At 62.8% G+C, this 24233-nt stretch carries 18 protein-coding genes; 9 read left to right on the plus strand and 9 right to left on the minus strand.

Translation table 11 applies throughout. From position 1 onward, the window contains the following. Positions 1–4 precede the first annotated feature (4 nt). The 7 genes from E4O92_RS08870 to E4O92_RS08900 all read left to right on the plus strand — a co-directional run bounded on the left by E4O92_RS08870 (position 5) and on the right by E4O92_RS08900 (position 8760). Positions 5–1822: an ABC transporter transmembrane domain-containing protein gene (locus E4O92_RS08870; RefSeq protein WP_135189411.1), complete on the plus strand. Its 1818-nt coding sequence runs from the start codon at positions 5–7 to the stop codon at positions 1820–1822. A 159-nt stretch (positions 1823–1981) separates the two neighbouring features. After that, on the plus strand, positions 1982–2590 hold the full coding sequence (locus E4O92_RS08875) for a hypothetical protein (RefSeq protein WP_135189412.1): 609 nt from the start codon (positions 1982–1984) through the stop codon (positions 2588–2590). Between the two features lie 498 nt (positions 2591–3088). Next, positions 3089–3688: a PEP-CTERM sorting domain-containing protein gene (locus tag E4O92_RS08880; RefSeq protein WP_167759739.1), complete on the plus strand. Its 600-nt coding sequence runs from the start codon at positions 3089–3091 to the stop codon at positions 3686–3688. A 179-nt stretch (positions 3689–3867) separates the two neighbouring features. Next, a complete protein-coding gene (locus E4O92_RS08885; protein ID WP_135189414.1) occupies positions 3868–4959 on the plus strand; it encodes a threonine aldolase family protein in 1092 nt (363 codons plus the stop codon). 47 nt (positions 4960–5006) lie between these two features. Next, a complete protein-coding gene (gene thyA, locus E4O92_RS08890; protein WP_135189415.1) occupies positions 5007–5801 on the plus strand; it encodes a thymidylate synthase in 795 nt (264 codons plus the stop codon). Next, complete coding sequence (locus E4O92_RS08895) at positions 5798–6286, plus strand: dihydrofolate reductase (RefSeq protein WP_135189416.1); 489 nt, start codon at positions 5798–5800, stop codon at positions 6284–6286. The genes thyA and E4O92_RS08895 overlap by 4 nt, the downstream gene beginning before the upstream one ends. Positions 6287–6507: 221 nt before the next feature. Beyond that, positions 6508–8760 (plus strand): arginine/lysine/ornithine decarboxylase, encoded by a 2253-nt coding sequence (locus E4O92_RS08900; RefSeq protein ID WP_135189417.1) that lies wholly within the window; start codon positions 6508–6510, stop codon positions 8758–8760. 387 nt (positions 8761–9147) lie between these two features. On the opposite strand, the gene dcd is transcribed toward E4O92_RS08900, so the two are convergent. The 3 genes from dcd to E4O92_RS08915 all read right to left on the minus strand — a co-directional run bounded on the left by dcd (position 9148) and on the right by E4O92_RS08915 (position 11204). Then, on the minus strand, positions 9148–9714 hold the full coding sequence (dcd, locus tag E4O92_RS08905; RefSeq protein ID WP_135189418.1) for a dCTP deaminase: 567 nt from the start codon (positions 9712–9714) through the stop codon (positions 9148–9150). Positions 9715–9750: 36 nt separating this feature from the next. After that, positions 9751–10575 (minus strand): alpha/beta fold hydrolase, encoded by an 825-nt coding sequence (locus E4O92_RS08910; protein ID WP_135189419.1) that lies wholly within the window; start codon positions 10573–10575, stop codon positions 9751–9753. A 122-nt stretch (positions 10576–10697) separates the two neighbouring features. Continuing rightward, positions 10698–11204, minus strand: coding sequence for a Spy/CpxP family protein refolding chaperone (locus E4O92_RS08915; RefSeq protein ID WP_135189420.1), 507 nt, complete (start codon positions 11202–11204; stop codon positions 10698–10700). Between the two features lie 133 nt (positions 11205–11337). Here E4O92_RS08915 and E4O92_RS08920 point away from each other — a divergent pair, with 133 nt between their 5' ends. Both E4O92_RS08920 and E4O92_RS08925 read left to right on the plus strand, forming a co-directional pair. After that, on the plus strand, positions 11338–12024 hold the full coding sequence (locus E4O92_RS08920) for a response regulator transcription factor (protein WP_135189421.1): 687 nt from the start codon (positions 11338–11340) through the stop codon (positions 12022–12024). Between the two features lies 1 nt (position 12025). Continuing rightward, complete coding sequence (locus tag E4O92_RS08925; protein WP_135189422.1) at positions 12026–13393, plus strand: sensor histidine kinase; 1368 nt, start codon at positions 12026–12028, stop codon at positions 13391–13393. Positions 13394–13450: 57 nt separating this feature from the next. On the opposite strand, the gene E4O92_RS08930 is transcribed toward E4O92_RS08925, so the two are convergent. The 6 genes from E4O92_RS08930 to E4O92_RS08955 form a co-directional block, all read right to left on the minus strand. Next, positions 13451–13834, minus strand: coding sequence for a nuclear transport factor 2 family protein (locus E4O92_RS08930; protein ID WP_135189423.1), 384 nt, complete (start codon positions 13832–13834; stop codon positions 13451–13453). Between the two features lie 113 nt (positions 13835–13947). Next, positions 13948–16302, minus strand: coding sequence for a DNA internalization-related competence protein ComEC/Rec2 (locus E4O92_RS08935; RefSeq protein WP_135189424.1), 2355 nt, complete (start codon positions 16300–16302; stop codon positions 13948–13950). A 127-nt stretch (positions 16303–16429) separates the two neighbouring features. Continuing rightward, positions 16430–17539: a T6SS immunity protein Tli4 family protein gene (locus E4O92_RS08940; RefSeq protein WP_135189425.1), complete on the minus strand. Its 1110-nt coding sequence runs from the start codon at positions 17537–17539 to the stop codon at positions 16430–16432. 35 nt (positions 17540–17574) lie between these two features. Continuing rightward, on the minus strand, positions 17575–19296 hold the full coding sequence (locus tag E4O92_RS08945; RefSeq protein ID WP_135189426.1) for a T6SS immunity protein Tli4 family protein: 1722 nt from the start codon (positions 19294–19296) through the stop codon (positions 17575–17577). Beyond that, positions 19293–20996 (minus strand): esterase/lipase family protein, encoded by a 1704-nt coding sequence (locus E4O92_RS08950; RefSeq protein ID WP_135189427.1) that lies wholly within the window; start codon positions 20994–20996, stop codon positions 19293–19295. Before E4O92_RS08950 ends, E4O92_RS08945 begins: the two co-directional genes overlap by 4 nt. After that, positions 20993–23830, minus strand: coding sequence for a type VI secretion system Vgr family protein (locus E4O92_RS08955; protein WP_135189428.1), 2838 nt, complete (start codon positions 23828–23830; stop codon positions 20993–20995). The genes E4O92_RS08950 and E4O92_RS08955 overlap by 4 nt, the downstream gene beginning before the upstream one ends. Positions 23831–24233 lie beyond the last annotated feature (403 nt).

The following is a 24233-nucleotide window of genomic DNA, read 5'->3' on the forward strand; positions in this document are numbered from 1 at the left end:
CACGATGACCAACCGCGCCACCAGCAATAACGGCTCGGCAGCCGCCCGCCAGGGTACGCTTGCCGCACTCAAGGGCCTGCTCCCGTTCCTGCGGCCCTACGGCCGACAGTTCGCCTTCGCCGGCATCGCGCTGGTAGTGGCGGCCGCCGCCACCCTCGCGATCCCCTACGCGTTCAAGCAGATGATCGACCTGGGCTTCGGCGCCTCGGCCGGCATCAAGAGCATCCAGCACGTGAACCAGACCTTCCTCGCATTGTTCGCGGTGGCGGCGGTGCTGGCGATCGCGACCGCCGCGCGCTTTTACACCGTGTCGTGGCTGGGCGAGCGCGTCACCGCCGACATCCGCAGCAGCGTCTACCGCCACGTCGTCAACCAGAGCCCGGAATTCTTCGAAACCACCCAGACCGGCGAAGTGCTCTCGCGCCTGACCACCGACACCACCCTGATCCAGACCGTGGTCGGCACCAGCATCTCGCTCGCGCTGCGCAACACCCTGCTGTTCGTTGGCGGCCTGGCCATGCTGTTCGTGACCAGTCCCACACTCTCGGCGATCATCATTGGCCTGTTGGTGCTGGTGGTGGTGCCGATCGTCCTGTTCGGGCGGCGCGTGCGCACACTCTCGCGCGACTCGCAGGACCGGATTGCCGACGCCTCGGCGCTGGCTGGCGAAATTCTCAACGCCATGCCCACCGTGCAGGCGTTCACCCACGAGCACCTGGAGGCGAACCGCTTCAAGAGTTCGGTCGAAGGCGCGTTCCGGACCGCGCTGCGGCGCATCCGGGCACGCGCGCTCCTGACCCTGATCGCGATCGTCCTGGTATTCGGGGCCATCGTGTTCGTGCTGTGGCTCGGCGCGCACGCAGTGCTGACCGGATCGATGACCGGCGGCGACCTTGGCCAGTTCATCCTGTACGCATCGATCGTCGCCGGCGCCATCGGCGCGCTGTCGGAAGTCATGGGCGAAGCCCAGCGCGCCGCCGGCGCCGCGGAACGCCTGCTCGAACTGCTGGCCGTGAGCTCGGACATCCAGGATCCCGTCCATCCCAAGGCGCTGCCGCCGCGCGGATCGATCGGCGCCGCGGTGGCGCTGCGCGATGTGAGCTTCTCCTACCCCTCGCGCCCCGAGACCGCTGCGCTGGCGCACCTGTCCTTGTCCGTGCGCCCGGGCGAAACCGTAGCCGTGGTCGGACCATCCGGCGCCGGCAAGAGCACCCTGTTCCAACTGCTGCTGCGCTTTTACGATCCGCAGGCAGGCGCGATTACACTCGACGGCGTCGACATCCGCGACCTCGACCTGCACACGCTGCGCAGCGCGATCGGCATCGTCCCGCAGGACACGATCATCTTCTCGGCCGACGCCATGGAAAACATCCGCTACGGCCGCGCCGACGCCACCGATGCCGAAGTCATCGCCGTGGCCAAAATGGCGGCCGCGCACGAATTCATCGAGCGCCTGCCGCAGGGCTACAAGTCCTTCCTGGGGGAACGCGGCGTGCGCCTGTCGGGCGGCCAGCGGCAGCGCATTGCCATCGCCCGCGCGCTGCTCAAGAACCCGCCCCTGCTGCTGCTCGACGAAGCCACCAGCGCGCTTGACGCCGAATCCGAGCGCCTGGTGCAAAGCGCGCTCGAAGCGGCCATGGTCGGCCGCACCACCCTGATCATCGCGCACCGGCTGGCCACGGTGCAACGCGCCGACCGGATCATCGTGATGGAAGACGGACGTATCGTCGAAACCGGCACCCACGCCTCCCTGGTCGCACTAGGCGGCGTCTACGCGAACCTGGCGGCACTGCAGTTTCACAACGTGCACGTCGCACACTAAGCACAGCGCGCAAATTGTTGACTCGCGGACGCAACAGAATCGTCTGCGTGGCGACATTGCGCGCAGACTCGCACTAGTCTTTCGGCAGAGCCCGCTTAAGCGCTCGCAGCACGCGCAGCCGGGCCATCCTGATTTTTCGATAACGAAAGCGAGTGCACGATGAAACGCAAACACCTTTACGCTGCCAGCCTGCTGCTCTTTTCCGCGGCTGCCGCCCGCGCCGAACCGTCCCCTTGGTGGTTCAGCTACACAGGCTTCTACCACGAAGTCACCACCGACAGCGGGCCGCCCATCCCCGGCGAATTCGACCCACAACACCAGATCACCGGCTCGTTCCTCGGCGAGGACCTCAACCACGACAACATGATCGACCGCTCCGAAATTTCGATGTTGAAGATCAACGGCCTCGATTACATTGCCTGCCCCCCTGAACCAGATGACCGCACATGCCGCATCGACTGGTTCTCCTACACCCTGGACGGCGCACTGGACTTTTCGGCATATCTCGCCACTCACAACGAGCCCACCTCCTTTTACACGTACAGCACAATTGCGACCGGGGACACCCAGCACGATTTTTGGATCGTGGGGCGTGCTGGAGTATGGCGCAACGACTACTACCGGTGGACGCCTGAGACCGCGTTCACGATCATCCAATCGCCGTTCCCTGAGCCTGGGCAATACGCGATGCTTGCCGCCGGACTGCTCGCCGCCACAACCTTGCGCACCCGCCGCCAGCGCAAACGCCAGGGGTCAGAGTCGAATTAATCGGAACATTGTCAAATTTCCCAATAAATCGACTCTGACCCCAGTTGGGTGTCAGCAAGAGTAGCAAGCAGCAATTGGGGTCAGAGTAGAATTAATTGGAACATTGTGAAATTTCCGATTTAATCGACTCTGACCCCAGCCATCCCTGACTCCAGCCATCCCCCAGCCATCCGGTCGCGCCACCCTGGTCATCGCGCACCGACTGGGCACGGTCCAGCGGCCAATCGAGCCATCGCGATCGAAGACGTACGCATCTTCCAAATCAGCATCCGCGCGTCACTGGTCGCTTGCCAACCTGGCGGCGCTGCAGTGTCTTTACGTGTCGTGCAGAACAATAAGCACAGCGCACTTACTGTTGACTCGCGCATGCAACAGATTCGCCTGCGTGGCGACACCGCACACCGGACCGCACTACTCTTTCAGCAGAGCCCGCTTGAGCGCTCCCAGCATGCGCATCCGGGCCCATCCCGATTGTCCGATCATGAAAGCGAGTGCGCCATGAAACGCAAACAACTGTACCTTACCGGCCTGCTACTCTTTTCCGCGGTTGCCGCCCGCGCCGAGCCCTCCCGATGGGAGTTCAGCTACACCGGCTTCCTCCACGAATTCAGCGGCACCGACGCGACACCCATTAGCGAATTCGACCCGACACACGTAATCCGCGGCGTCTTCATCGGAGAGGACCTCAACCACGACAACGTGCTCGATCTCTCCGAAATTTCGAAGCTAGTGATCAACAACTACGATTACATCGCCTGCCCTCCCGGGCCAGATGACATCAGATGCCGCATCGACCGCTTCTCCTTCGCCCTGGATGGAGGGCTCGACTTTTCGATTTACCGCGGCGGGCGCGAGCCGCCGCTGGCCTATTACTGGGAGAACACGTTCGAGACAGGTAACGCCGAGCACTTCTTTTCAATCTTTGCACGCGCCGGAGTCTCGTGGGACACCTACTACCGCTGGACGCCGGAGACCGCGTTCACCATCCAATCGGTGGTCCCGGAACCTGGGCAATACGCGATGCTTGCCGCCGGCCTGCTCGCCGCCACAGGCCTGCGCACCCGCCGCCAGCGTAAAAGCCTGGGGTCAGGTTCGTAAACTCGCTGGGGTCAGAGTGGAATTATTCGGAACATTATTAAATTTCCCAATAAATCTACTCTGACCCTGGTTCCGTTATAACAAAAGTAGCAAAAAGCAATCGGGGTCAGAGTCGAATTGATCGGAACATTGTAAAATTTCCGATTTAATCGACTCTGACCCCACTTTAGAAGATGGCCTTGACCGACACCGAACTGCTCGCCCGCTGTCACACCGTGTTTCCCGGCCACCGCGCCCGCCGTCCCGCCGAGATGTTCGCCGAGATGGCCGCCTGGTGCGAGGCGAACGACGTCGAGCACGACGTCTACGGTGCCGGAACGCTGATCCAGCAGTTCGAACAGAAGGTGGCCGCACTGCTCGGCTTCGAAGCCGCCGTGTTCTGCATCAGCGGCACGATGACCCAGCCCACCGCCCTGCGCCTGGCATGCGAGGACCGCGGCAGCCGCCTGGTCGCACTGCACCCTACCTCGCACATGCTGGTGCACGAGAAGTCGAACTACCAGTTGCTCGGGCACTTCCACGCGCTGCAGGTCGGCGACCGCCACTGCCCATGGAGCCTGGATGACCTGCGCGCGGTGCCCGACCTCCTTGGCGCGGTCGCGCTGGAGGTGCCGATGCGCGAAATCGGCGGCCAGAACCCGCCGTGGGACGAGCTGGAGGCGATCAAGGCACACTGCCGCGAGCGCGGCGCGCACCTGCACATGGACGGCGCGCGCCTGTGGGAGTCGGCTGCCGCCTTCGGCAAGCCCTACGCCGAGATCGCGGCCGGCTTCGATTCAGTCTACGTCTCGCTATACAAGGGCATCGGCGGCCTGGGCGGCGCGGTGCTCGCCGGCAGCCGGCAGTTCGTCGACCGCGCCGCAGAATGGTTTCGCCGCGAAGGCGGGAATCTGATCCACCGCTCGCCCTACATCGTGGCAGCCGCGATGCAGTTCGACCAGCGGCTGGCGGCGATGCCTGCCTACTTCCAGCGGACCAGGGACCTTTACGAGGCGCTGCGCGCCCATCCCGAGATCAAGGTCAACCCGCGCGAGCCGCAGGCGAACATGCTGCACCTGCACCTGCCGGTGCGCCGCGAGCGCGCCCTCGCCATCCGCAACCGTTTGGCCGAGGAGCACGGCATCTGGATGTTCAATCGCGTCAATCACGCCGCGCTGCCGGACACGAGCTATGTCGAAATCTACGTCGGCGACAACCTGCTGGCCATGTCTGACGACCGCCTGCGCGAGGCGCTGGCTGTGTTTGTCGATGCACTACGCGCTGGCGCCTAAGACGTACCTCTAAGGTACAATCAGGGTTTGCCCCTACATTAGAACCGATGCGCCAATACCTCGACTTCATGCGCCATGTAGCCAAGCATGGCGCGGTCAAGACCGACCGCACCGGCACCGGCACGCTCTCGGTGTTCGGCTACCAGATGCGCTTCAACCTGCAGGATGGCTTTCCGCTGGTGACGACCAAGAAGCTGCACCTGAAATCGATCATCCATGAACTGATCTGGTTCCTTCACGGCGACACCAACATCGCTTACCTGAAAGAGAACGGCGTGTCGATCTGGGACGAGTGGGCCGACGAGAACGGCAACCTCGGACCGATCTACGGTTACCAGTGGCGCAGCTGGCCGGCGCCAAACGGGGAGCACATCGACCAGATTGCGCAGGTGCTTGACCAGATCAGGCACAACCCGGATTCGCGCCGCATGATCGTCTCGGCCTGGAACCTCGCCGACCTGCCGAAGATGAAGCTGCCGCCCTGCCATGCGCTGTTCCAGTTCTACGTCGCCGACGGCAAGCTGTCGTGCCAGTTATATCAACGCAGCGCGGACATCTTCCTCGGCGTGCCCTTCAATATCGCGTCCTATGCCCTGCTGACGCACATGATGGCCCAGCAGGCGGGTCTCGAAGTGGGTGAATTCATCTGGACCGGCGGCGACTGCCACCTGTACGCCAACCACATGGAGCAGGTCGAGCTGCAGCTTGCGCGCGAAGAGCGCCCGCTGCCCAAGCTGGTCATCAAACGCAAGCCGGAGTCGCTGTTCGACTACCGTTTCGAAGACTTCGAGATCGCCGGGTACGAACCGCACCCCGCGATCAAGGCTCCGGTGGCGGTATGACGGGCGAACTTACCCTGGTGGTCGCGATGGACCAACAGCGCGGCATCGGCGTGGACAACAAGCTGCCCTGGCACTTGCCGGAAGACCTGGCACACTTCAAGCGGGTCACCCTCGGCCACCCAATTATCATGGGCCGTAAGACGTTCGACTCGATCGGCCGCCCGCTGCCCAAGCGCCGCAACATCGTCGTCACCCGCAATGCCGCCTGGCGCCAGGAGGGCGTGGAAGTGGCGGCCTCGCTCGATCAGGCGATCGCGATGGTAGGTATGGAACCTGTCAGCATCATCGGTGGCGCGCAAATCTTCAGCGAATCGATGAGCGCCGCGACGCGCATGATCGTCACCGAAATCCATCACACCTTCAGGTGCGACACCTTCTTCCCGCCAATTGACCCCGCCCAGTGGGTCGAAACCGCACGCGAGACGCATCATTCGGAAGCAAACGGTTACGATTACGCGTTCGTCACCTACGAAAGAAGAAAATAGACCCCATGTCCTGCTTTTGGCCGTGACGGCGTGCCCATGCAACCGGGATTGCAACACAATAGTGCGCCCCAAGCGGGCGCATCTGGATAACCTAGCAAAAAAGTTCCACCGAACCGCGGAATTTCTGCGAAAATCCGCATCTTAATTTTTATCGGTGCCGTGTGCGGCAGCCTGCTTGACGATGCCGGCTGCTCCCACGGCGCTTCGCTTTGGAGCTGCCCATGAAATTTCGTTTCCCCATCGTCATCATTGACGAGGATTTCCGTTCTGAAAATACGTCCGGCCTCGGCATCCGCGCGTTGGCAGCCGCGATGGAGAAGGAAGGCATGGAGGTGCTCGGCCTGACCAGCTACGGCGACCTGTCGCAGTTCGCCCAGCAGCAGTCGCGCGCCTCGGCCTTTGTGCTCTCGATCGACGACGAAGAATTCGGCGAGGGCTCGATCGAGGAAACCAATTTCGCGCTGACCGCGCTGCGCGCGTTCGTGCAGGAGATCCGCCACAAGAACTCGGACATCCCGATCTACATCTACGGCGAGACCCGCACCAGCCGCCACATCCCGAACGACATCCTGAAGGAGCTGCACGGCTTCATCCACATGTTCGAGGACACGCCGGAATTCGTCGCGCGCCACATCATTCGCGAAGCCAAGGCCTACCTGGACAGCCTGGCGCCGCCGTTCTTCCGCGCGCTGGTCAACTACGCCAACGACGGCTCGTATTCGTGGCACTGCCCGGGCCACTCGGGCGGCGTGGCGTTCCTCAAGTCGCCGATCGGCCAGATGTTCCACCAGTTCTTCGGCGAGAACATGCTGCGCGCCGACGTCTGCAACGCCGTCGAAGAACTCGGCCAGCTGCTCGACCACACCGGCCCGGTCGCCAAGTCCGAGCGCAACGCCGCGCGCATCTACAACGCCGACCACTGCTACTTCGTCACCAACGGCACCTCGACCTCGAACAAGATGGTCTGGCACTCGACCGTCGCCCCGGGCGACATCGTGGTGGTCGACCGTAACTGCCACAAGTCGGTCCTGCACTCGATTATCATGTGCGGCGCTATTCCCGTGTTCCTGATGCCGACCCGGAACCACCTGGGCATCATCGGGCCGATCCCGCTCGAAGAGTTCACGCCCGAGTCGATCCGCAAGAAGATCGAGGCCAACCCGTTCGCCCGAGAGGCGGCCAACCAGAAGCCGCGCATCCTGACCATCACCCAGTCGACCTACGACGGCGTGGTGTACAACGTCGAGGTGCTGCGCGAGATGCTGGACGGTGAAATCGACACCCTGCACTTCGACGAAGCCTGGCTGCCGCACGCCACCTTCCACGACTTCTACAAGAACATGCACGCGATCGGCCGCGACCGGCCGCGCGCAAGGCAGTCGATGATCTTCTCGACCCAGTCGACCCACAAGCTGCTGGCCGGCCTGTCGCAGGCCTCACAGGTGCTGGTGCGCGAATCCGAAACCGTCAAGCTGGACCAGGACGCCTTCAACGAGGCCTACCTGATGCACACCTCGACCTCGCCGCAGTATTCGATCATCGCCTCGTGCGACGTGGCGGCGGCAATGATGGAAGCGCCGGGCGGCACCTCGCTGGTCGAGGAGTCGATCCTCGAGGCGCTCGACTTCCGCCGCGCGATGAGAAAAGTGGACGAAGAATACGGCCAGGACTGGTGGTTCAAGGTCTGGGGTCCGGACAACTTCAGCGAGGAAGGCATCGGCAGCCAGGAAGACTGGCTGATCCGCGCCGAAGACGACTGGCACGGCTTCGGCAACCTGGCGCCGGGCTTTAACATGCTCGACCCGATCAAGGCGACCGTGGTGACGCCCGGCCTGAGCCTGGACGGCCAGTTCGCCGACACCGGCATCCCGGCCTCGATCGTGACCAAGTACCTGGCCGAGCACGGCGTGATCATCGAAAAGTGCGGCCTGTACTCGTTCTTCATCATGTTCACGATCGGTATCACCAAGGGTCGCTGGAACACGCTGGTGACCGCGCTGCAGCAGTTCAAGGACGACTACGACCGTAACCAGCCGATGTGGCGCGTCATGCCGCAGTTCGCCACGGCCTTCCCGCGCTATGAAAGCTGGGGCCTGCGCGACTTGTGCTCGCAGATCCACGCGTTCTACAAGCAGTCCGACGTGGCGCGCCTGACCACCGAGATGTACCTGTCCGACATGGTGCCGGCGATGAAGCCGTCGGACGCATTCGCGAAGATGAGCCACCGCCAGATCGAGCGCGTCGCCATCGACGAGCTGGAAGGCCGCATCACCGCGATCCTGCTGACGCCCTACCCGCCGGGCATTCCGCTGCTGATCCCTGGCGAGCGCTTCAACCGCACGATCGTGGACTACCTGCGCTTTGCACGTGACTTCAACGAACGCTTCCCGGGCTTCGAGACCGATGTGCACGGCTTGGTCAAGCGCGAGGTAGACGGCAAGCTGGGCTACTTCGTCGACTGCGTCAAGCAATAAGCGCGGCTTACCGAGGGCGTCGGGTGTACACCTTTGGTGCGCACCCGGTCACCGCATGCTGGCTTGCGGCTACTGCTCCGCTACGCCGCGTTCGCGAACCGCGTGCGCACGGGTCCTCGGCGGCCCCGCGCCCCCTACGAAAACTACGCCGCGTTCGCGAACCGCTTCGCGTAGGGTGCGCACCTGTGCGCACGCGTTCACCGCATGCTGACTTGCGGCTTCTTCTTCGCTACGCCGCGTTCGCGAACCGCGTGCGCACAGGTCCTCGGCGGCCCCGCGCCCCCTACGATGGTCGATGGTGGCCAGGACCGCCGAAGCCGCGGCACCATCGCAGCCAGTTACAAAAAAAGGAGCCAAACGGCTCCTTTTTTCTGGCTTCCAGACGCATCAGGTCTTCGGCAACGTCACCCCATGCTGCCCCTGGTACTTACCGCCCCGGTCCTTGTACGAAGTCTCGCACACCTCGTCGCTCTCGAAGAACAGCACCTGCGCGCAGCCTTCGCCCGCGTAGATCTTGGCCGGCAGCGGCGTCGTGTTCGAAAACTCCAGCGTCACATAACCTTCCCATTCCGGCTCGAACGGGGTCACGTTGACAATGATCCCGCAGCGCGCGTAAGTCGATTTGCCGAGGCAGACGGTGAGCACGTTGCGCGGAATGCGGAAGTATTCGATCGTGCGCGCCAGCGCGAACGAATTGGGCGGAATGATGCACACATCGCTCTTAACGTCGACGAACGAGTTCGAGTCGAAGTTCTTCGGGTCGACGATCGTGCTGTTGATGTTCGTGAAAACCTTGAATTCGTCGGCACAGCGGATATCGTACCCGTACGACGAAGTACCATACGAAATGATCTTGCGGCCGTCGGCCTCACGCACCTGGGATGGCGAAAACGGCGAGATCATGCCGTGTTCCTCCGCCATGCGGCGTATCCATTTGTCGCTTTTGATTGTCATCGCTGGGCTTTGCTAGGTGAGGATAATCCGTCGATTTTACGCGAAAAACGCGGCAACGGTCGCCTGCTCCCCGCCGAGCAGCTTGCGGATCATCGCGCGTGTGGCATCCGCAGTCTCCGCGGGCGACTGCATCGGATAAAGGTGGCCACCCTCGATCATCACCAGGTTCTCGCCCACCAGCTTGCGGGTCGCCTTGATGCCGGCCTGGCGCAGTTCTTCGGACGTTGTACCGCCGATGAACCCAACCGGCCTTGGGTACGGCTCTCGGATAATCGACCCCATATGATGCGGCAGGGTGTTGTAGATGGCCGTCTCGACGTCGCGCGAAAAGCGCAGCTGCACGCCCTGTGCGTTCGGCTCGAGGCCATTGTCGAGATAATCATCCAGCACGCCCGGCGCCCAGGCGGCAAAGATCGGCTTGGCGATAAAGTGCTCGCGGGCGTGGCCGCGGCTCGGCCACACATTACGGCGACGTTCCGAAAACCTGGCCGGGGACAGGCGGCCCGCCCAGCCGCGCAGCTTCGCCAGCCGCCAAGCCAGCGCGCGCCAGCCCGCTACCACGGGCGAATCGAGCATCACCACGCAGCGCGCCAGCTCCGGCCGCTCTTTGGCTGCCATCATGCTCAGCATGCCGCCGAGCGAATGGCCGACCAGGATGGCCGGTTCGTCATAACGCTCCAACTGCGCGATCAGCTCAGCGACCAGGCCCTTCCAGCCATCGCACACCGGATAGGCCAGATCATGCCCGTGCATGTCGAGGGCGCGCACGTCAAACTCGTCACGCCATAAATCAAGCAGCTGGCGATAGGTGCCGGCCGGGTAGCTGTTCCCGTGGGAGAAATGCAGCAGTGGTTTGCTCATGCAACGCGCGCCAATTGAAGAGAACTGCTTTCAATTGTAATGGGATTACCGGGCGCGCGATCCTGGATTAGAGGGAAACCCCTACGGCCTCGTCGTCCGCCATCAGGGCAGGATCGGCTTGTTCACTGCCATTTGCGCGCATCTCCAAATTGCTGGCGGCCGCGGCGTGCATCGCGAACCTTGTGCATCTGTTCGCGCTGCTCGGGCGTCAACACTGCCAGCAGCTGCGCTGCGGTGCGTGCTCGCAGCAGTGCGCCCGCCGCAGTCGCCTGCCCCAGCGCCTGCGCCTGGCTTGACGCCTTGGTCTCATCGAACTGGCCGGATTCGGTCAGCGTGCGTAGCTCGTCGTGCGCGGCGCGGACCTTCTTTTCGATCTCGCGACGCTGCGGCGCCTGGGCGTGCATGATGGCGAATACGCGGTCCTGCTGCGCCTCGCTCAGCTCCACGCCGCGTGGCAAGTGCAAGCCAGGTCCGTGCATGCTTGGCCCGCGCATAGCGTGCTCGCCGCGGCCCATGTGCATCGGACCGTGATCCGGGCCGTCCGGCTGCGGCGGTATCGACTGCGCGCTCGCACTGCTGGCCAGTGCTGCCACGACGAGGGTGAATGCGCAAATCCAACTGAGTTTCATGGTTGCTCCTTTGTTGATTGAGAGAGCGCATTGTCGAACTGAGGCATGTAAAGCGCGGTAAAAGCCTTGTAAAAGCGCGTAAAGGGCGCCAGGGGCACAGCCGTGACCGCTCGCGCTTTGCTATGATGCGGACATGAACCAGGTATTGCTGATCGACGACGATGCCGAGCTTGTCGGCATGTTCACCGAGTACCTCGAACAGGAGGGCTTCCGCGTCGGCTGCGCATACGACGGCGAGACCGGCGCACGCGAGGCCACATCCGGCCGCTACGCGATCGTCGTGCTCGACGTGATGATGCCGCGCCTGAACGGGATCGAAACCCTGCGCCGCATCCGCGCCTGCAGCCATGTGCCGGTCCTGATGCTCACCGGCCGCGGCGACGACGCCGACCGCATCCTCGGACTGGAACTCGGGGCTGACGACTACGTCACCAAGCCGTGCACGCCGCGCGAACTGACGGCCCGTGTACGTGCCATCCTGCGCCGTACCAACGCGCCGCGTGACGAAGGCGGCGCGATCACGCTCGCCGTCGGCAAGCTCACCATGCTGCCCGAGCAGCGCCGCGCCACCTGGGACGGCAAGCTGCTGGAGCTGACCAGCACCGAATTCAACCTGCTCGAAATCCTGGCGCGCAATGCCGGCCGCACCGTCAGCAAGAACGAGCTGTCCGAACAGGGCCTGGGCCGGCCTCTGGCACGCTTCGACCGCAACATCGACGTCCACCTGAGCAGCCTGCGCCACAAACTCGGCACGCTGTCCGACGGCCGCTCTTGTCTGCAGACGGTGTACCGCCAGGGTTACCAGCTGATCCGCGAATAGCATGGGTCGATTGTTCTGGAAGTTCTTCCTCTCGATCCTGCTGGCCCAGGTGGCGGCCACGGTCGCCATCGGCGGAACCATCTGGCTGCGCGACCGCGCGCACCGCGGCTCCGCGCCCACGCTCGACGCCGGGCCACCCGCGGAGGTGATGACCGGCGCCGCCGCAGTCACCCTGCGGCACGGCGGCATCGAAGCGCTTCGGGAAATGCTCGGCGACTTGCAGCGCCCGGCGCTGTTTGTGCTCGACCCGAACGGCAAGGACATACTCGGGCGCCCGGTCTCGGACGAGCTGCGCAACCATGTCGACCAGATGCTTGCGAGCGAGGGGGAGCGGCACGCCGTGCGCGCATTCACCGGCCCGGATGGCCAGCGCTACATCGCCTTTGTCCCGCGCGGCTACGAATTTGGCAGACCGGGACGCGAACCACAAGGACGTCTCGGCCCGCCAGGCGGTTCGCTCCCATTCGGCCACCATATCGGCCGCATCGCGCCGATCGTCGCGGCGGTGCTCGCGAGCCTGCTGTTCGCTGCCCTGCTGGCCTGGTATTTTGCCCGCCCAATCCGCGCGCTGCGCAGCGCATTCGAAGCTGCCGCCGCCGGCGACCTCGCGCCGCGCTTTGCCGCTGCCAGTGGCGCCCAACGCGATGAACTGGCCGACCTTGGCCGCGACTTCGACCGCATGAGTGCCCAACTGCGCTCGCTGATGGACGGCCAGCGCCGGCTGCTGCACGACGTATCGCACGAACTGCGCTCGCCGCTGGCGCGTTTGCAGGCGGCGATTGGACTGGCGCATCAGCAGCCGGAAAAAGTGGCCGCATCGCTGGAACGGATCGAACGCGAGAGCATGCGCATGGACCGGCTGGTCGGTGAATTGCTGACGCTCTCGCGCCTGGAGTCCTCGCCCAAGGTTCCGCGAACCGAAACCATTGACGTGGCAGAAATGATCGAGCAGATCGCGGACGACGCCCGTTTCGAGGCCGGGCAAACCGACGCCGCAATTCTGGTGGACGTGGTCCCCGGCGCGCTGGTGCGCGGCGCCCCGGACCTGCTGTGGCGCGCGATCGAGAACGTGGTGCGCAACGCCATCAAGCACGGCGGCGAGGCCGGCGTCCAGATCGCACTGCGGCGCGATCCACACTTCGTGCATATCGAAGTGCTCGACCGCGGCCCGGGCATCGACGATGCAGACCTGCCGTCGATCTTCCAGCCCTTTTTCCGCTCCAATCCCCAGTCCAACAATGTGGACGGCCACGGGCTGGGCCTGGCCATCGCGCAGCGTGTCGTGCAGGCGCACGAGGGCAAAATCATGGCCGCCAACCGCTCGGCCGGCGGATTGTGCGTGACAATCTCGCTGCCATTGGCCAGCTAGCGGGTGGCGAGCGAGGTGGGTGGAAACGGTTGCGGCACCGCTACATCAAACAAGCAATCAACTGCGATCAATAATCCTATTAATCTTGCCGTTCGCAAAGGAGAACTCGCTAGTGCCGTTCAGGTTCAGGACAGTCCCTGCCTGCGGTCCACCCGGTATATCGATCGCGAGTCGCCCTCGATAAGCAATTTCGGCGATCGCTTCATTTTCGGTGAGCTCAAGCCCAGTGACACGTTGCTCCCTTTCGACGAACAGCCCCTTGGAACCCTCCGCCAATCTTCGAAACTCTTCCAGCCCATCCGCGCGAGCGGTGAGTTCGCCGCTGGAATAGTTCTCAAAGCGTATGTCTTCGGCAATAAGCTCGAACATGCGTTCGAGATCAAATGCGTTGTAGGCAGCGATATATTGGTTTATCAGGTCTTCCGGGTCATAAGCTCGCATATTTACCTTCGCGGGTGTTGAAGAAGTGACATCCAAGCAAACAGAATACCAGCTAGCGTTCTTCTAAAACTACGTACATTCTCACCCGCGCATGAGATCTGTTAAATATCTTGCTAGCGTCCGTACCAATAGCGACCGTGCTCGCTGCGATATGCGCGCACCTCGACGCTGTCGCCGAAATCCAGCATGACCGCACCCGACTCGTCGGTGCGCAGGCGGCTGATGCCCAGCGCGCCGTAACGTTCGTACACCTGCTTCTTCGGGTGATGGTAACGATTGCGATACCCGACCTGGAACACGGCCAGCGACGGCTGTACCGCCTGCAAGAACGCCAGCGTCGACGAGGTGCCGCTGCCGTGGTGCGGCGCCAACAGCACGTCGGCCTTCAGCTTGTCCCGCGCGGTTAGCACCAACTGCGCTTCCTGCGCTTTTTCGATGTCGGCCGCGAGCAGCATCACACGCCTGGTTCCTGCCACCCGCAGCGTGCAACCGCGGGCATTCGACTTGAGGCGTGGGTTGTCATAGCTCGCCATCGACGGTTGCAGCATTTCGAAGTCCACCCCGTCCCAGCGCCAGCGCTGGCCGGCCATGCAGCGCACGTGCTTTGGCGCCGCGCGCACGATCGGATTTCTTGGCCAAAGCGACGACGAGACCCAGCCGACACGCACGGTATCCAGCAGCGTCAGCGCCCCGCCGGAATGGTCGGTGTCGCTGTGCGTGACGATCATTCCGTCCAGCTCCGCGATACCACGCGCCTTCAGATACGGGCCGATCACGCGATTGCCGCCGTTCGAATTGCCGCCATAGAGAGGCCCGGTGTCGTACAACAAGCGGTGGCTGCTGGTTTCGATCAGCAGCGCCATGCCCTGCCCCACGTCGAAAGCGATGACGCTGAACTGGCCCTGCGGCGGATGCGCTGGCAACTGGGTGAACAGGGGCAGCCAGGCAGCGGCTCCCGCCCAACGATGCGGCCAGCCGCGCGGGGCCAACACCCAGAAAGTGCCGGCCAGCGCCAGCACGAACATCCACCAGGGCGGCACCGGAGCGCTCCATATCGCCAGCGGCAGCTCGGCCATCCACTTGAGCAGGTGCGCTAGCTGTTCGACGGCGAAATGGGCCGCCGTTAGAAGCCACACCGATAGCGGCGCCGGAAGCAAGCTGCCGGCCAGCGCCAGCGGCGTCACGACAAAGCTCACCAGCGGAATCGCGACCGCGTTGGCGAGCGGGCTGACGAGCGACACCTGCGCGAACAACAGCATCGTAAGCGGCACCAGGCCAACAGTAACCGCGTACTGGGTGCGCGCGCCAAGGCGCAGCGATGAGCGAAAGCCCTCCCGCACGCCTTCGATGCGGCCGACACTCGCGTACAGGATCACCGCCACCGCGCCGAACGACAGCCAGAACCCCGGCCACATCATCGCCCAGGGATCGAGCAGCACGACGATGCCGAGCGCCGAACATAGCACATGCGATACGCTGGTGATACGCCCGAGCCAGAGCGCAGCCGCGACAACGCTGAGCATATACAGCGTGCGCTGCGCCGGCACACCGAAGCCGGCCAGCAGTACGTACAAGAGCGCGGCGCCGGCGCCTGCCAGTGCTGCGACCTTCTGTGCCGGCAGCAGCAGGGGCAGCTGCGCTTTCGTGAAAAACGATCTGCGCCAGAGTGTCGATACGCCAAACGCGACAAAGCCGGCGATCATCGTTATATGTAGTCCAGAGATGGATATGAGGTGTGAAATTCCCGTGCGGTTGAAGACCGTCCAGTCAGATTGATCGATCCCGCGCTGGTCGCCGATCACCAGTGCGACGATGACGCTGGCATAAGGCTTGCCAGGCAGCGCTTGCAGGATGCGCGACCGCAGGGCAGCGCGGCAGCGTTCGACCACATTGCCGAAACTGGGGACAAAGGCGTCAAGGCGGTGATTGCCGCGATCTTGCCGCACGTAGCCGGTCGCGCGCACGCCCTGCTCGAGGAGCCACACTTCGTAGTCGAAACCGTACGGGTTCGCGTAGCCGTGCGGCCGCTGCAGCCGCACCGTCAGCTGCCAGCGCTCGCCGGGCTGCACATCGCCCGCCTGGTGCGCATCGCCTCGCCCATACCACGACAACGCCACGCGCGCCGGGACCACAGCGGTAGCAGGCGCTAGCACCTTCTCCACCGCGAAGTTATAGCGTGCGCCCTGATCGAAGCGGTAAGGCAGGCTGTCTACGGTGCCGATCAGCGTAATGTCGCGGCCCTCATCGTCCTTCGACAACTGATCGACTAGGGCCAGATGGGCAAACAGGGCCGCCCAGGCAAAACCCAGCAGGGCGCCGGCGCAGGCAGCGCGCGCCGCACCGTGCAGGATCAGGAGGAAGGCGACGGCCAGGACGATGCACGCGACGCTCACCGCATGAGCCGGTAGTTCGGCGCAGGTTTGCAGGAAAGAGGCGCCGACGACAAAGCCGAGGATCGCGCAGCGCATGGCGGAAGGTTTTCGTTGTCCTGGGCCTGTCAGCAAACGGCCGTAGCCGGAAGGGACAATACCAGCAACAGCGACTTGAAGGGGCGGGTTACGTCAACTCCCGAGGCTTGTGGATCTCCGAGCAGTATCAGGTCCCGAGAGGCGGCAGGCTTGGTTCAGCCCGCGCAACCGGCTTGGGAGGATTCGTGGGGCGCACCCGGAGACTGGATGAAATCTTGTCCCAGAGCGCCAGCAAAGCCACTTCCGACATGCTCGACTGGAGCGGTTTTCCTCCGGCGTGGGGATTCATGCCCGTGTCCAACTCCAACGCCAACAATGGCGCATACACATCATCCTGTTTCCCTTGCATCTCCCACTGGAAGCTATATGTGACCGCAAGGTTCAGCTCCCGCGCTTTGAACGCCACTTCTTCACCTTGCAGCCCATTGAGCGTCCGTTCGCCTTTTCGCAAGGTACTGAAAGCCGCTTGAAGAAAGATCGGGAATTGATCAGTCGCCTTGGCATCCCGGGCGATAAGGCCTTCACCCGGTTTGGCTCCGCTTATGGTTGAAAATCCGATTCCCAAATCAGGATGCCCCGGCAAACCGGCGAACATTGTGACGCTTTCGTGGTGGTCCGCCGTAAGCGGATCACGGATAAAGCCGCCATTGATGCAAAATCCAGGCTCCGCAGGAACTTCGTCCTGTAAGCGCGGTTCGATCTGGGAAATCAATAGGGCTACGTCCCCGACCAGTTTGGGATCGTACAGCGATGCGCTCACATCAAAGGTCACGCCATTCTTGTGCAAATAGCCATCGATGGCAACGTTCTCGCTATAGACGCGCTGCTCGTTTTCTATCAAGTAGCCCCGTTCCCGCCCGTGGATCAGAATCCTCCCCCTCGCGCCATTCGCATTCACATCTCGCGTCGACTCCAGGTTCTCGCGACCAAGCTCATTCTGCTTCTGCTTCAGTTCAGCCTCGCGTAGGGCGATGCGCGCCGCGAACTCCGCATCCGACTCGCGACGCATCGTGATATCGAACCCGTCCACAGATGCCTGCGTCAGCGTCACCTCCGCCGTTTCGGGCACGTCGATGAGAATCCTGCCAACGCACACCGTTTTCATCTTCGCGGTCATCTTGGCCACCATCTTTCTGTCTTGCGTGCCCTGCACCGCTCTGAAAATGAAAATCCCGAGTAGTACAAGAGCGGCTAGAGCGAACAATGCCAGTGGCAGCGACTTAAAGGAACGCCTCACGTCAACTCCAAAAGGTTGTTGATTTCGATGCAAAATCAGGCGGACGACTTGGGAGCTTCAGGATTGTTCCCGCCGTCGGGCGCGGAAGGCTCAGGGCCGGGCGCTTGCGCATAACGTACCAGTTGCCACTGGCTTCGTCGCTGGATCACCTCGGGGCCTGCGGATTTCCCGAACGCTCGGGGCGGTAATTTGAAGGTCGCCACAGGCAAAAAGCTTCCTTGGGCAAACCAGCGCGTGCCATCGAGTGCCTGGGAATCCTCGCAGCGCCACCATCCACTGGCTGGGCAAGGACTCCCTGTCTTGACGTAGCTTCCGATCGGCGCGGCAGGTCCCCCTGAACTTGCGTGCTGTTGGTCCGTCATCGCATTTCCTTGCGTGCTGCTTGACGGCGCCAGCACAACCGGCGACGGCGTCCTTGGACGGCTACGTTTGTCTACCAGCTCCCAAGTTGTCGCTACCTTGCTTTCATAACTAGGCTGGATTCCCTTAAGCTTTTCCCACAATGTCTGTGGCGGCAGGAGGAGCGCCTGCGGCATTCGCTGCCCCTTTTTCAGAAACTGTCGCTGCCCGCCCAGGACACCGACCCCGTCCCCGCCTTGGTTGCATAACCACCAACCGCTCTGTGGGCACGTATCGCCTGCCGATGCATGGGTCCCGAGAGGTGGCAGGCTTGGCTCAGCCTGCGCAACCTGCTTGGGGGGACTCGCCGTGCGCACCCGGAGACTGGATGAAATCTTGTCCCAGAGATCTAGCAACGCCACTTCCGACATGCTCGACTGGAGCGGCTTTCCTCCGGCACGAGGATTCCGGCCGGCGCCCAGCTCCAATGTCAGCACCGGTGCATAAACGTCATCCTGTTTCCCTTGCATCTCCCATCGGAAGCTATATGTGACCGCGAAATTCGCCTCCCGCGCTTTAAACGCCACTTCTTCACCCGGCAGCCCATTGAGCGTCCGTTCGCCTTTTCGCAAGGTGCTGAAAGCCGCCCTAAGAAACAACGGGAATTGTTCCTCCGCCTTGGCATCTCGAGCGATAAGGCCTTCGTCCGGTTTGGTTCCGCTCAACGTGGAAAATACGATTCCCAAATCGGGGTGCCCCGGCAATCCGGCGAACATCGTGACGCTTTCATGTTGGTCCGCAGTCAACGGATCACGGATAAAGCCGCCATTGATGCAAAATCCAGGCTGCGCAGGAACCTCATCCTGTAAGCGCGGCTCGATTTGGGCAATCAGGCGAGCAACGTTCCCGACCAGCTTCGGATCGTACCCCGTTGAGATCAGGTCGAAGCTAACGCCATTCTTGTGTGCATAGCCATCTATGGCAACGTTCTCGCTATAGACGCGCTGCTCGTTTTTGATCAAATAGGTCCGTTCCCGCCCGTGGATCAGAATCCGTCCCGCTAGGCCATTCACATTCACATCCCGCGCCGACTCCAGGTTCTTGCGACCAAGCTCGTTCTGCTTCTCCTTCAGTTCAGCCTCGCGTAAGGCGATGCGCGCCGCGAACTGCGCCTCCGACTCGCGACGCATCGTGATGTCGAACCCGTCCACAGATGCCTGCGTCAGCGTCACCTCCGCCGTTTCAGGCACATCGATGAGAAGCCTGCCAACGCACACCGTTTTCATTTTCTCGGTCATCTTCGCCACCATCTTTCTGTCTTGCGTGCCCTGCACCGCATTGAGAATGAAAAGCCCGAGTAGTACCAAGGCGGCCAAAGCGAGCAACGCCGCCGCAAGTTTGCATGCGGCCCGCTTCATTTGAAACCCTGAACAATCTTGACAATTAAATGCCGCGTCAACATCAACATCGAGTCTTGCTGAAAACTTTCCTGATGACCGTAGCCACGAGTTGCGTAGATCTCCCGCACGTGTCCCTGCGGACCTGCGCCGGATTGCCTTGGAACCGTGTCGTCCCCGGCCGACTCCGGCACGTCTGTGTGAAACCGCAGCCGGTAACCGCCGTCGACCTCGACTTCCCGTACACCGTCGCTTGACTGTCCGATGAACTTTGCCTTTCGAATGCTACCGGGAGTCAGGGCGACGCTTTGTCCGGGCTGCTGCCGGGCCACCCAACGTATTTCGCCGAACGCGCGATGCTCCGCGTCGTCCCCATAAAACACATACGAATTCGGATGGTAATATGGCTTTAGGCCGTTCTCGCCGTCCGGCCTGGCGAGCACATTCCGGTGCAAGTCCTCGGCCGCTTTGATTGCCTTGCTGATAGCATCGTCTACCCTATTCGCCTTTCTGTCATATTTCTGCGCAGGGTCCGCCAATGCCGGGTTAATCACGCGGTACCAGGACTCCAAGTCACGGTAAAGGTCGTATGGATTGTTTTGCGGCAGGCCAAGCAGGTCTGTGCGCTTTTCTTCCTGACCGGCCGATGTCACTACCGACAGATTCAGCCAAGGTCCAGGATAGAATTGATTCGGCAGCAATTCCAGCACCCCGGGGGCGACCGCCATCACCGGCATGGTCTTCTCGGTCGTATCACCCGCAATCACGGCAAAAGCACTGGCCGCGATGTTATCTCCCATCCCTGACCAATAACGCGCGCCCTCCGTACCGCAAGCCATCCGCCGGTAGGCCACCGGCGCACCCAAAGCCGGCATTACGCCGTGAATAATTGCGGCGATGTCGGCCGGATCATCCGGGTCCTTGGCGCGTTGCCTTGCGCAGGCGCGTGCCACGAAGCCACCCATCGAATGCGTGATCAGGATGACCTTTTCACATTGATGTTTTCTGGTGTTCCAATATTCCTTAATCTCGTCAATCTTTTTGCTGAGCCGTTGCGCCGACACGGCGCACGACTGGAGCCAGTTGTAACCGACCGCATATACCGGATATTGGTACCCGGCATATTTTTCCAATTCCTGCTCGGTCACTTTCTGGATGCTGCGCACGCCCCATTCGCTTGGTTTGCATTGCATGACCCGTTTCCAATGATCCCGGATCTCGCGCTCGCGATTCCGGTTCATCTTGAACGTATGGTCAAGACAGCGCTGCAATTCGACCATAAGGTCCCCGTAAGACCCGGCATGCAGTTCGCCCCACCCGCGAGCCTTCATCTCGTCGCGCGATATTAGCGTCGAGTTGAAATCCAGATCGCCTGAATCGTCGACTTCGAGAATTGCCGGATTCAGGAGCTTTTGGCGCTGTGCGGGGGTACGCCCATGCCAATTGCGGATCTCGGTCACCCCGTCGACCACGCCATTGGGCGGCCTCCAAACGACCTCGCCCGGCTTCAACCCCGAGTCCTGCAGGCTTGCTCCGTCCGTTCGGGCACGCAGGTTCGTCCCCATGATTCCCGGCACAAAGATAACCGGGATGACCTTGCGCGAGCCGATCGTGACGCGCGCCCGCACCTTGTACGAAGTTGCCGAGGCTGTGGTATGCGCGACGAGGCTGCCGTCAACATCGACGGTCGGCTGGGGGATGCGCCGGGTAGGCTCTGTCATGCTTCGCCTCCGTCCGGTGCTTTGCCTTCCTCGTCTTCCGCCATCCTGACCTCGATGTCCCCGAACGCGTGGGCACGGACAATGGCGGTACGCCCCTCGTCGTCGGTGGTGCCCTCGATGGTGGTGCCATCCTCATGCTTGGCGACATAACGCACTCCCTTTACCGGCATGCCCGTCTGGCGATCGTAAAGCACGACCCGTTCGTCCGTCTCCAATGTAGAACGCGGCAGATTCAGCCCCACCGGGGCTCCGTCGCCTGCATTGAGTTGCTGGAAGCGCGCCGACTTCACGATAAACCGGCCCGAACTTTGCTGGGTAATGGTGCCGTTGTCCCAATCGGTTTGCGTCCCCTGTGATACCACCCTCACCTTCGGCGCCTGCAGCGTAATGGTCTCGGTCGCGACCAGGTCGAGGCACTTGCCTGCCTTGATCTCGATATTGCCTTGATGCGCTTGCACTAACAGGTTGCCACGGGCGGCGACCAGCTTAAGGCCGAGTTCATAGGCGAACACGCTGACGGCGCGCGCCGCGCGCAGGAACAGATTGCGCCCGACGGACATCTCGCCGTCGGCGGCGGACACGATGTCGACCTTGGTCTCAGCGCCGATCGCAACAATGGTCTGGCTGGCCACCATGACGCCGGCCGGCCCGCTGGCGGCGACAACCGGCTGCCCGCCCGTGGCTGCGGCGCCGCCCACGTTCGAACCCTCATGCCAGTTTTTGAGCTTCTCCACCAATTCCGCCAGACTCGGCTTGGACGCATCGTCTTCCGAATTCTCGGTCGCGAGCTGGTCCAGTTTCTGTAACACGGACTGCAACACCTCGGCCAGCCCGACCAGCCCGGATCGATCCAGCAGCGTCCCTTCGGCGTCGGCGCTTGCCTCCGCGCTGATCAGGACACCCTGCGCGCCGCGCACCGCGACCGCCTTGTCGCTGCGCAGTTCGGCGCCCTCGCCGCGCGGCTCGCCGCTGCCGTTGTGCTTCGGCTGCGTCAGCCAACCCAGGTTCAATTCGGAGGTCCCGTGGTCGCTCGCGAGCTGCGCGCTGATCTGGCCACGGGTATCGTCAAAGCGCAGCTGGTTACCGCGGTGCCCGCCAATTTCGCGGCTCCTCGTCCCAGACAGGTAGCGGTTGCCGGGCAGCTCGCCCATCCGCGACAGGGCCGGCGGCGTGCCGCGCTGGTTGTACAACTGGGACAGGATGATCGGCTTATCCGGATCGCCGCCCAGGAAGGAGACCAGCACCTCGGTACCCACACGCGGCAGCCCGAGAACGCCGCACTGCTGCTGACTGCCCGGACCATTGCCGGCCCAGTTGGCGGCCACCCGCACCCAGGCCGAATCGGCCGGGCTGTCCGAGGCGCCGGCGCCGTGGGCGTGCTTGTGGTCGGTCGCGCGCATGCCGGGAAAGCGGATCTTCACGCGGCCGAGCGCGTCGCAGTACACCTCTTCGTTCGGCGGCCCCACCACCACCGCGCTTTGCAGCTGCGGCTGCGGCAAGTCCACGCGCGGGTCGAAGTGCGGCACGATCGGCACCCCGCGCCGCACGGCGGTAAAGCTCATGTGCATGCGGACCTGGCTGCCATCGAGATCCTCAGACACTGGGAATGCCGCCAGCATCTCTTCGCTCCAGCGGTTCCTGGCCAGCAGCCGCTCGGCCTGCGCCGACAGCTCCTTGGGCAGGTTGTTTTGTGCAGCCACGTGCAGCTCGGTGATCACGAAATCCCGCTCTTCCGGCGGATGGGTGTCGATCTCCGGATGGCCTGCCAGCGTGAAGTACTCGCCGGCGCAAAAGTCGCGCACCGTGCCTTCGCCCTGGAAGCATTTGCTCTCGTACTCGTGCCGGTGCATGCGCACCTGCCCGAGCCGCAAGTGGTCTTCGACGTCGTTGCCGACATGCGGCACGTCGACGAGGTAGTCGTCCAGCGTCACCGCCAGCTGGTTGCCGTTGGTGCCCTGGTCGGCCGCGCCAGGGGCGGTGGTGGTCATGAAATGCGCGCCAAGCGGGTTCTTGTAATCCCAGCTGTGGCGGGTGGCGCTGCCCGGCTGCAGCCGGCGTGCGGCATTCCAGGAGGTGATCGTGTCGCGCTTTTCCGTCGCCAGGTCGCGGCGGTAGCGCACGGTGCCGGCCGCGTTCTGCGGCAGGCTGTGCGGATCATTGAACAGCACCAGGGTGTGCGCTGGCACCTGGTCATGCGCCGGGTCGACCGCCGTATTGTGGCTGCGGCCCGGACGGAAGTACCAGGACACGCCGCGCCGCTTGAGCAACCGCCGGACAAAGGCAGCGTCCGACTCGTTGTGCTGCATGACCAGTTCGCGCGGCGGGAACTGGCGCTGGTCGAACAGCGGGTCCAGTTCGTACTCGAAAGCGCCGGCCAGCACCGCATTGGTGTGGCGCCATTCGTCGAACAGCACCTGCACGATCTCGAGCTCGTTCTGGTAGCGGAAGATACGGCTGTTGACCCGCTTTTCCATGATTTCCATGGCGTCCCGCATCACCAGCTGGTACGAAGCCAGCGCGCCGTCGCAGTCGCCGCCACGCGCCTCGGTAATGACGCCGCATACGCTGCGCAACTGGCCGCGGTCGGTCACGATCTGGATTTCGGCCGGCAGCGCGATCAGTTCCTTGAGCGGCAGGCGCGGGCTACTGGCGATGCAGGCCACGCGGTATTCGATTCCGCCGCAAATCGACTCGGTTCCGACGATCCGCTGCGGAAGGAGCACGTCGTCCGCCAGGCGTTCGGAATGCGCGAGACGAAGGCGCAACGGCCGGTGGGCCGTACTCAATGCGCTTTCGTGTTCCAGTACGCGCAGGAATTCGCTGGCGCTGTCCAAAACGGTCTCCTTCTATTTGTGTATCAGAAGAACACATATTCTCAGATCGCATTGTTGTGTTTGTTGCGCCCAGTCATTCGCAAAGGTGAACTTCGCGGCTTTGTGGTGGTCCTTTCGCCTCCTGTTTAAAAGGGCGCGTGTAGCGCTACCGGACGGTGCAAAAGGCGAGCCCAAAATGGGCGTCTTTGAGGGCCTGGGAATGGCGAATTATGCAAACCGCATAAATCAAGACCAAAAAGTCGGGAGTTCGCCGCAACGCGTAGGGGGCGCGGGGCCGCCGAGGACCAGTGCGCACGCGGTTCGCGAACGTAGCATTATGGTGGTGGGGCCGCGGGCCTGCAAACGATGACCGCGTGCGCACAGGTCCTCGGCGGCCCCGCGCCCCCTACGCTGGCAGCAAATG

Source organism: Massilia horti (assembly GCF_004614195.1).
Lineage (GTDB): Bacteria > Pseudomonadota > Gammaproteobacteria > Burkholderiales > Burkholderiaceae_D > Telluria > Telluria horti.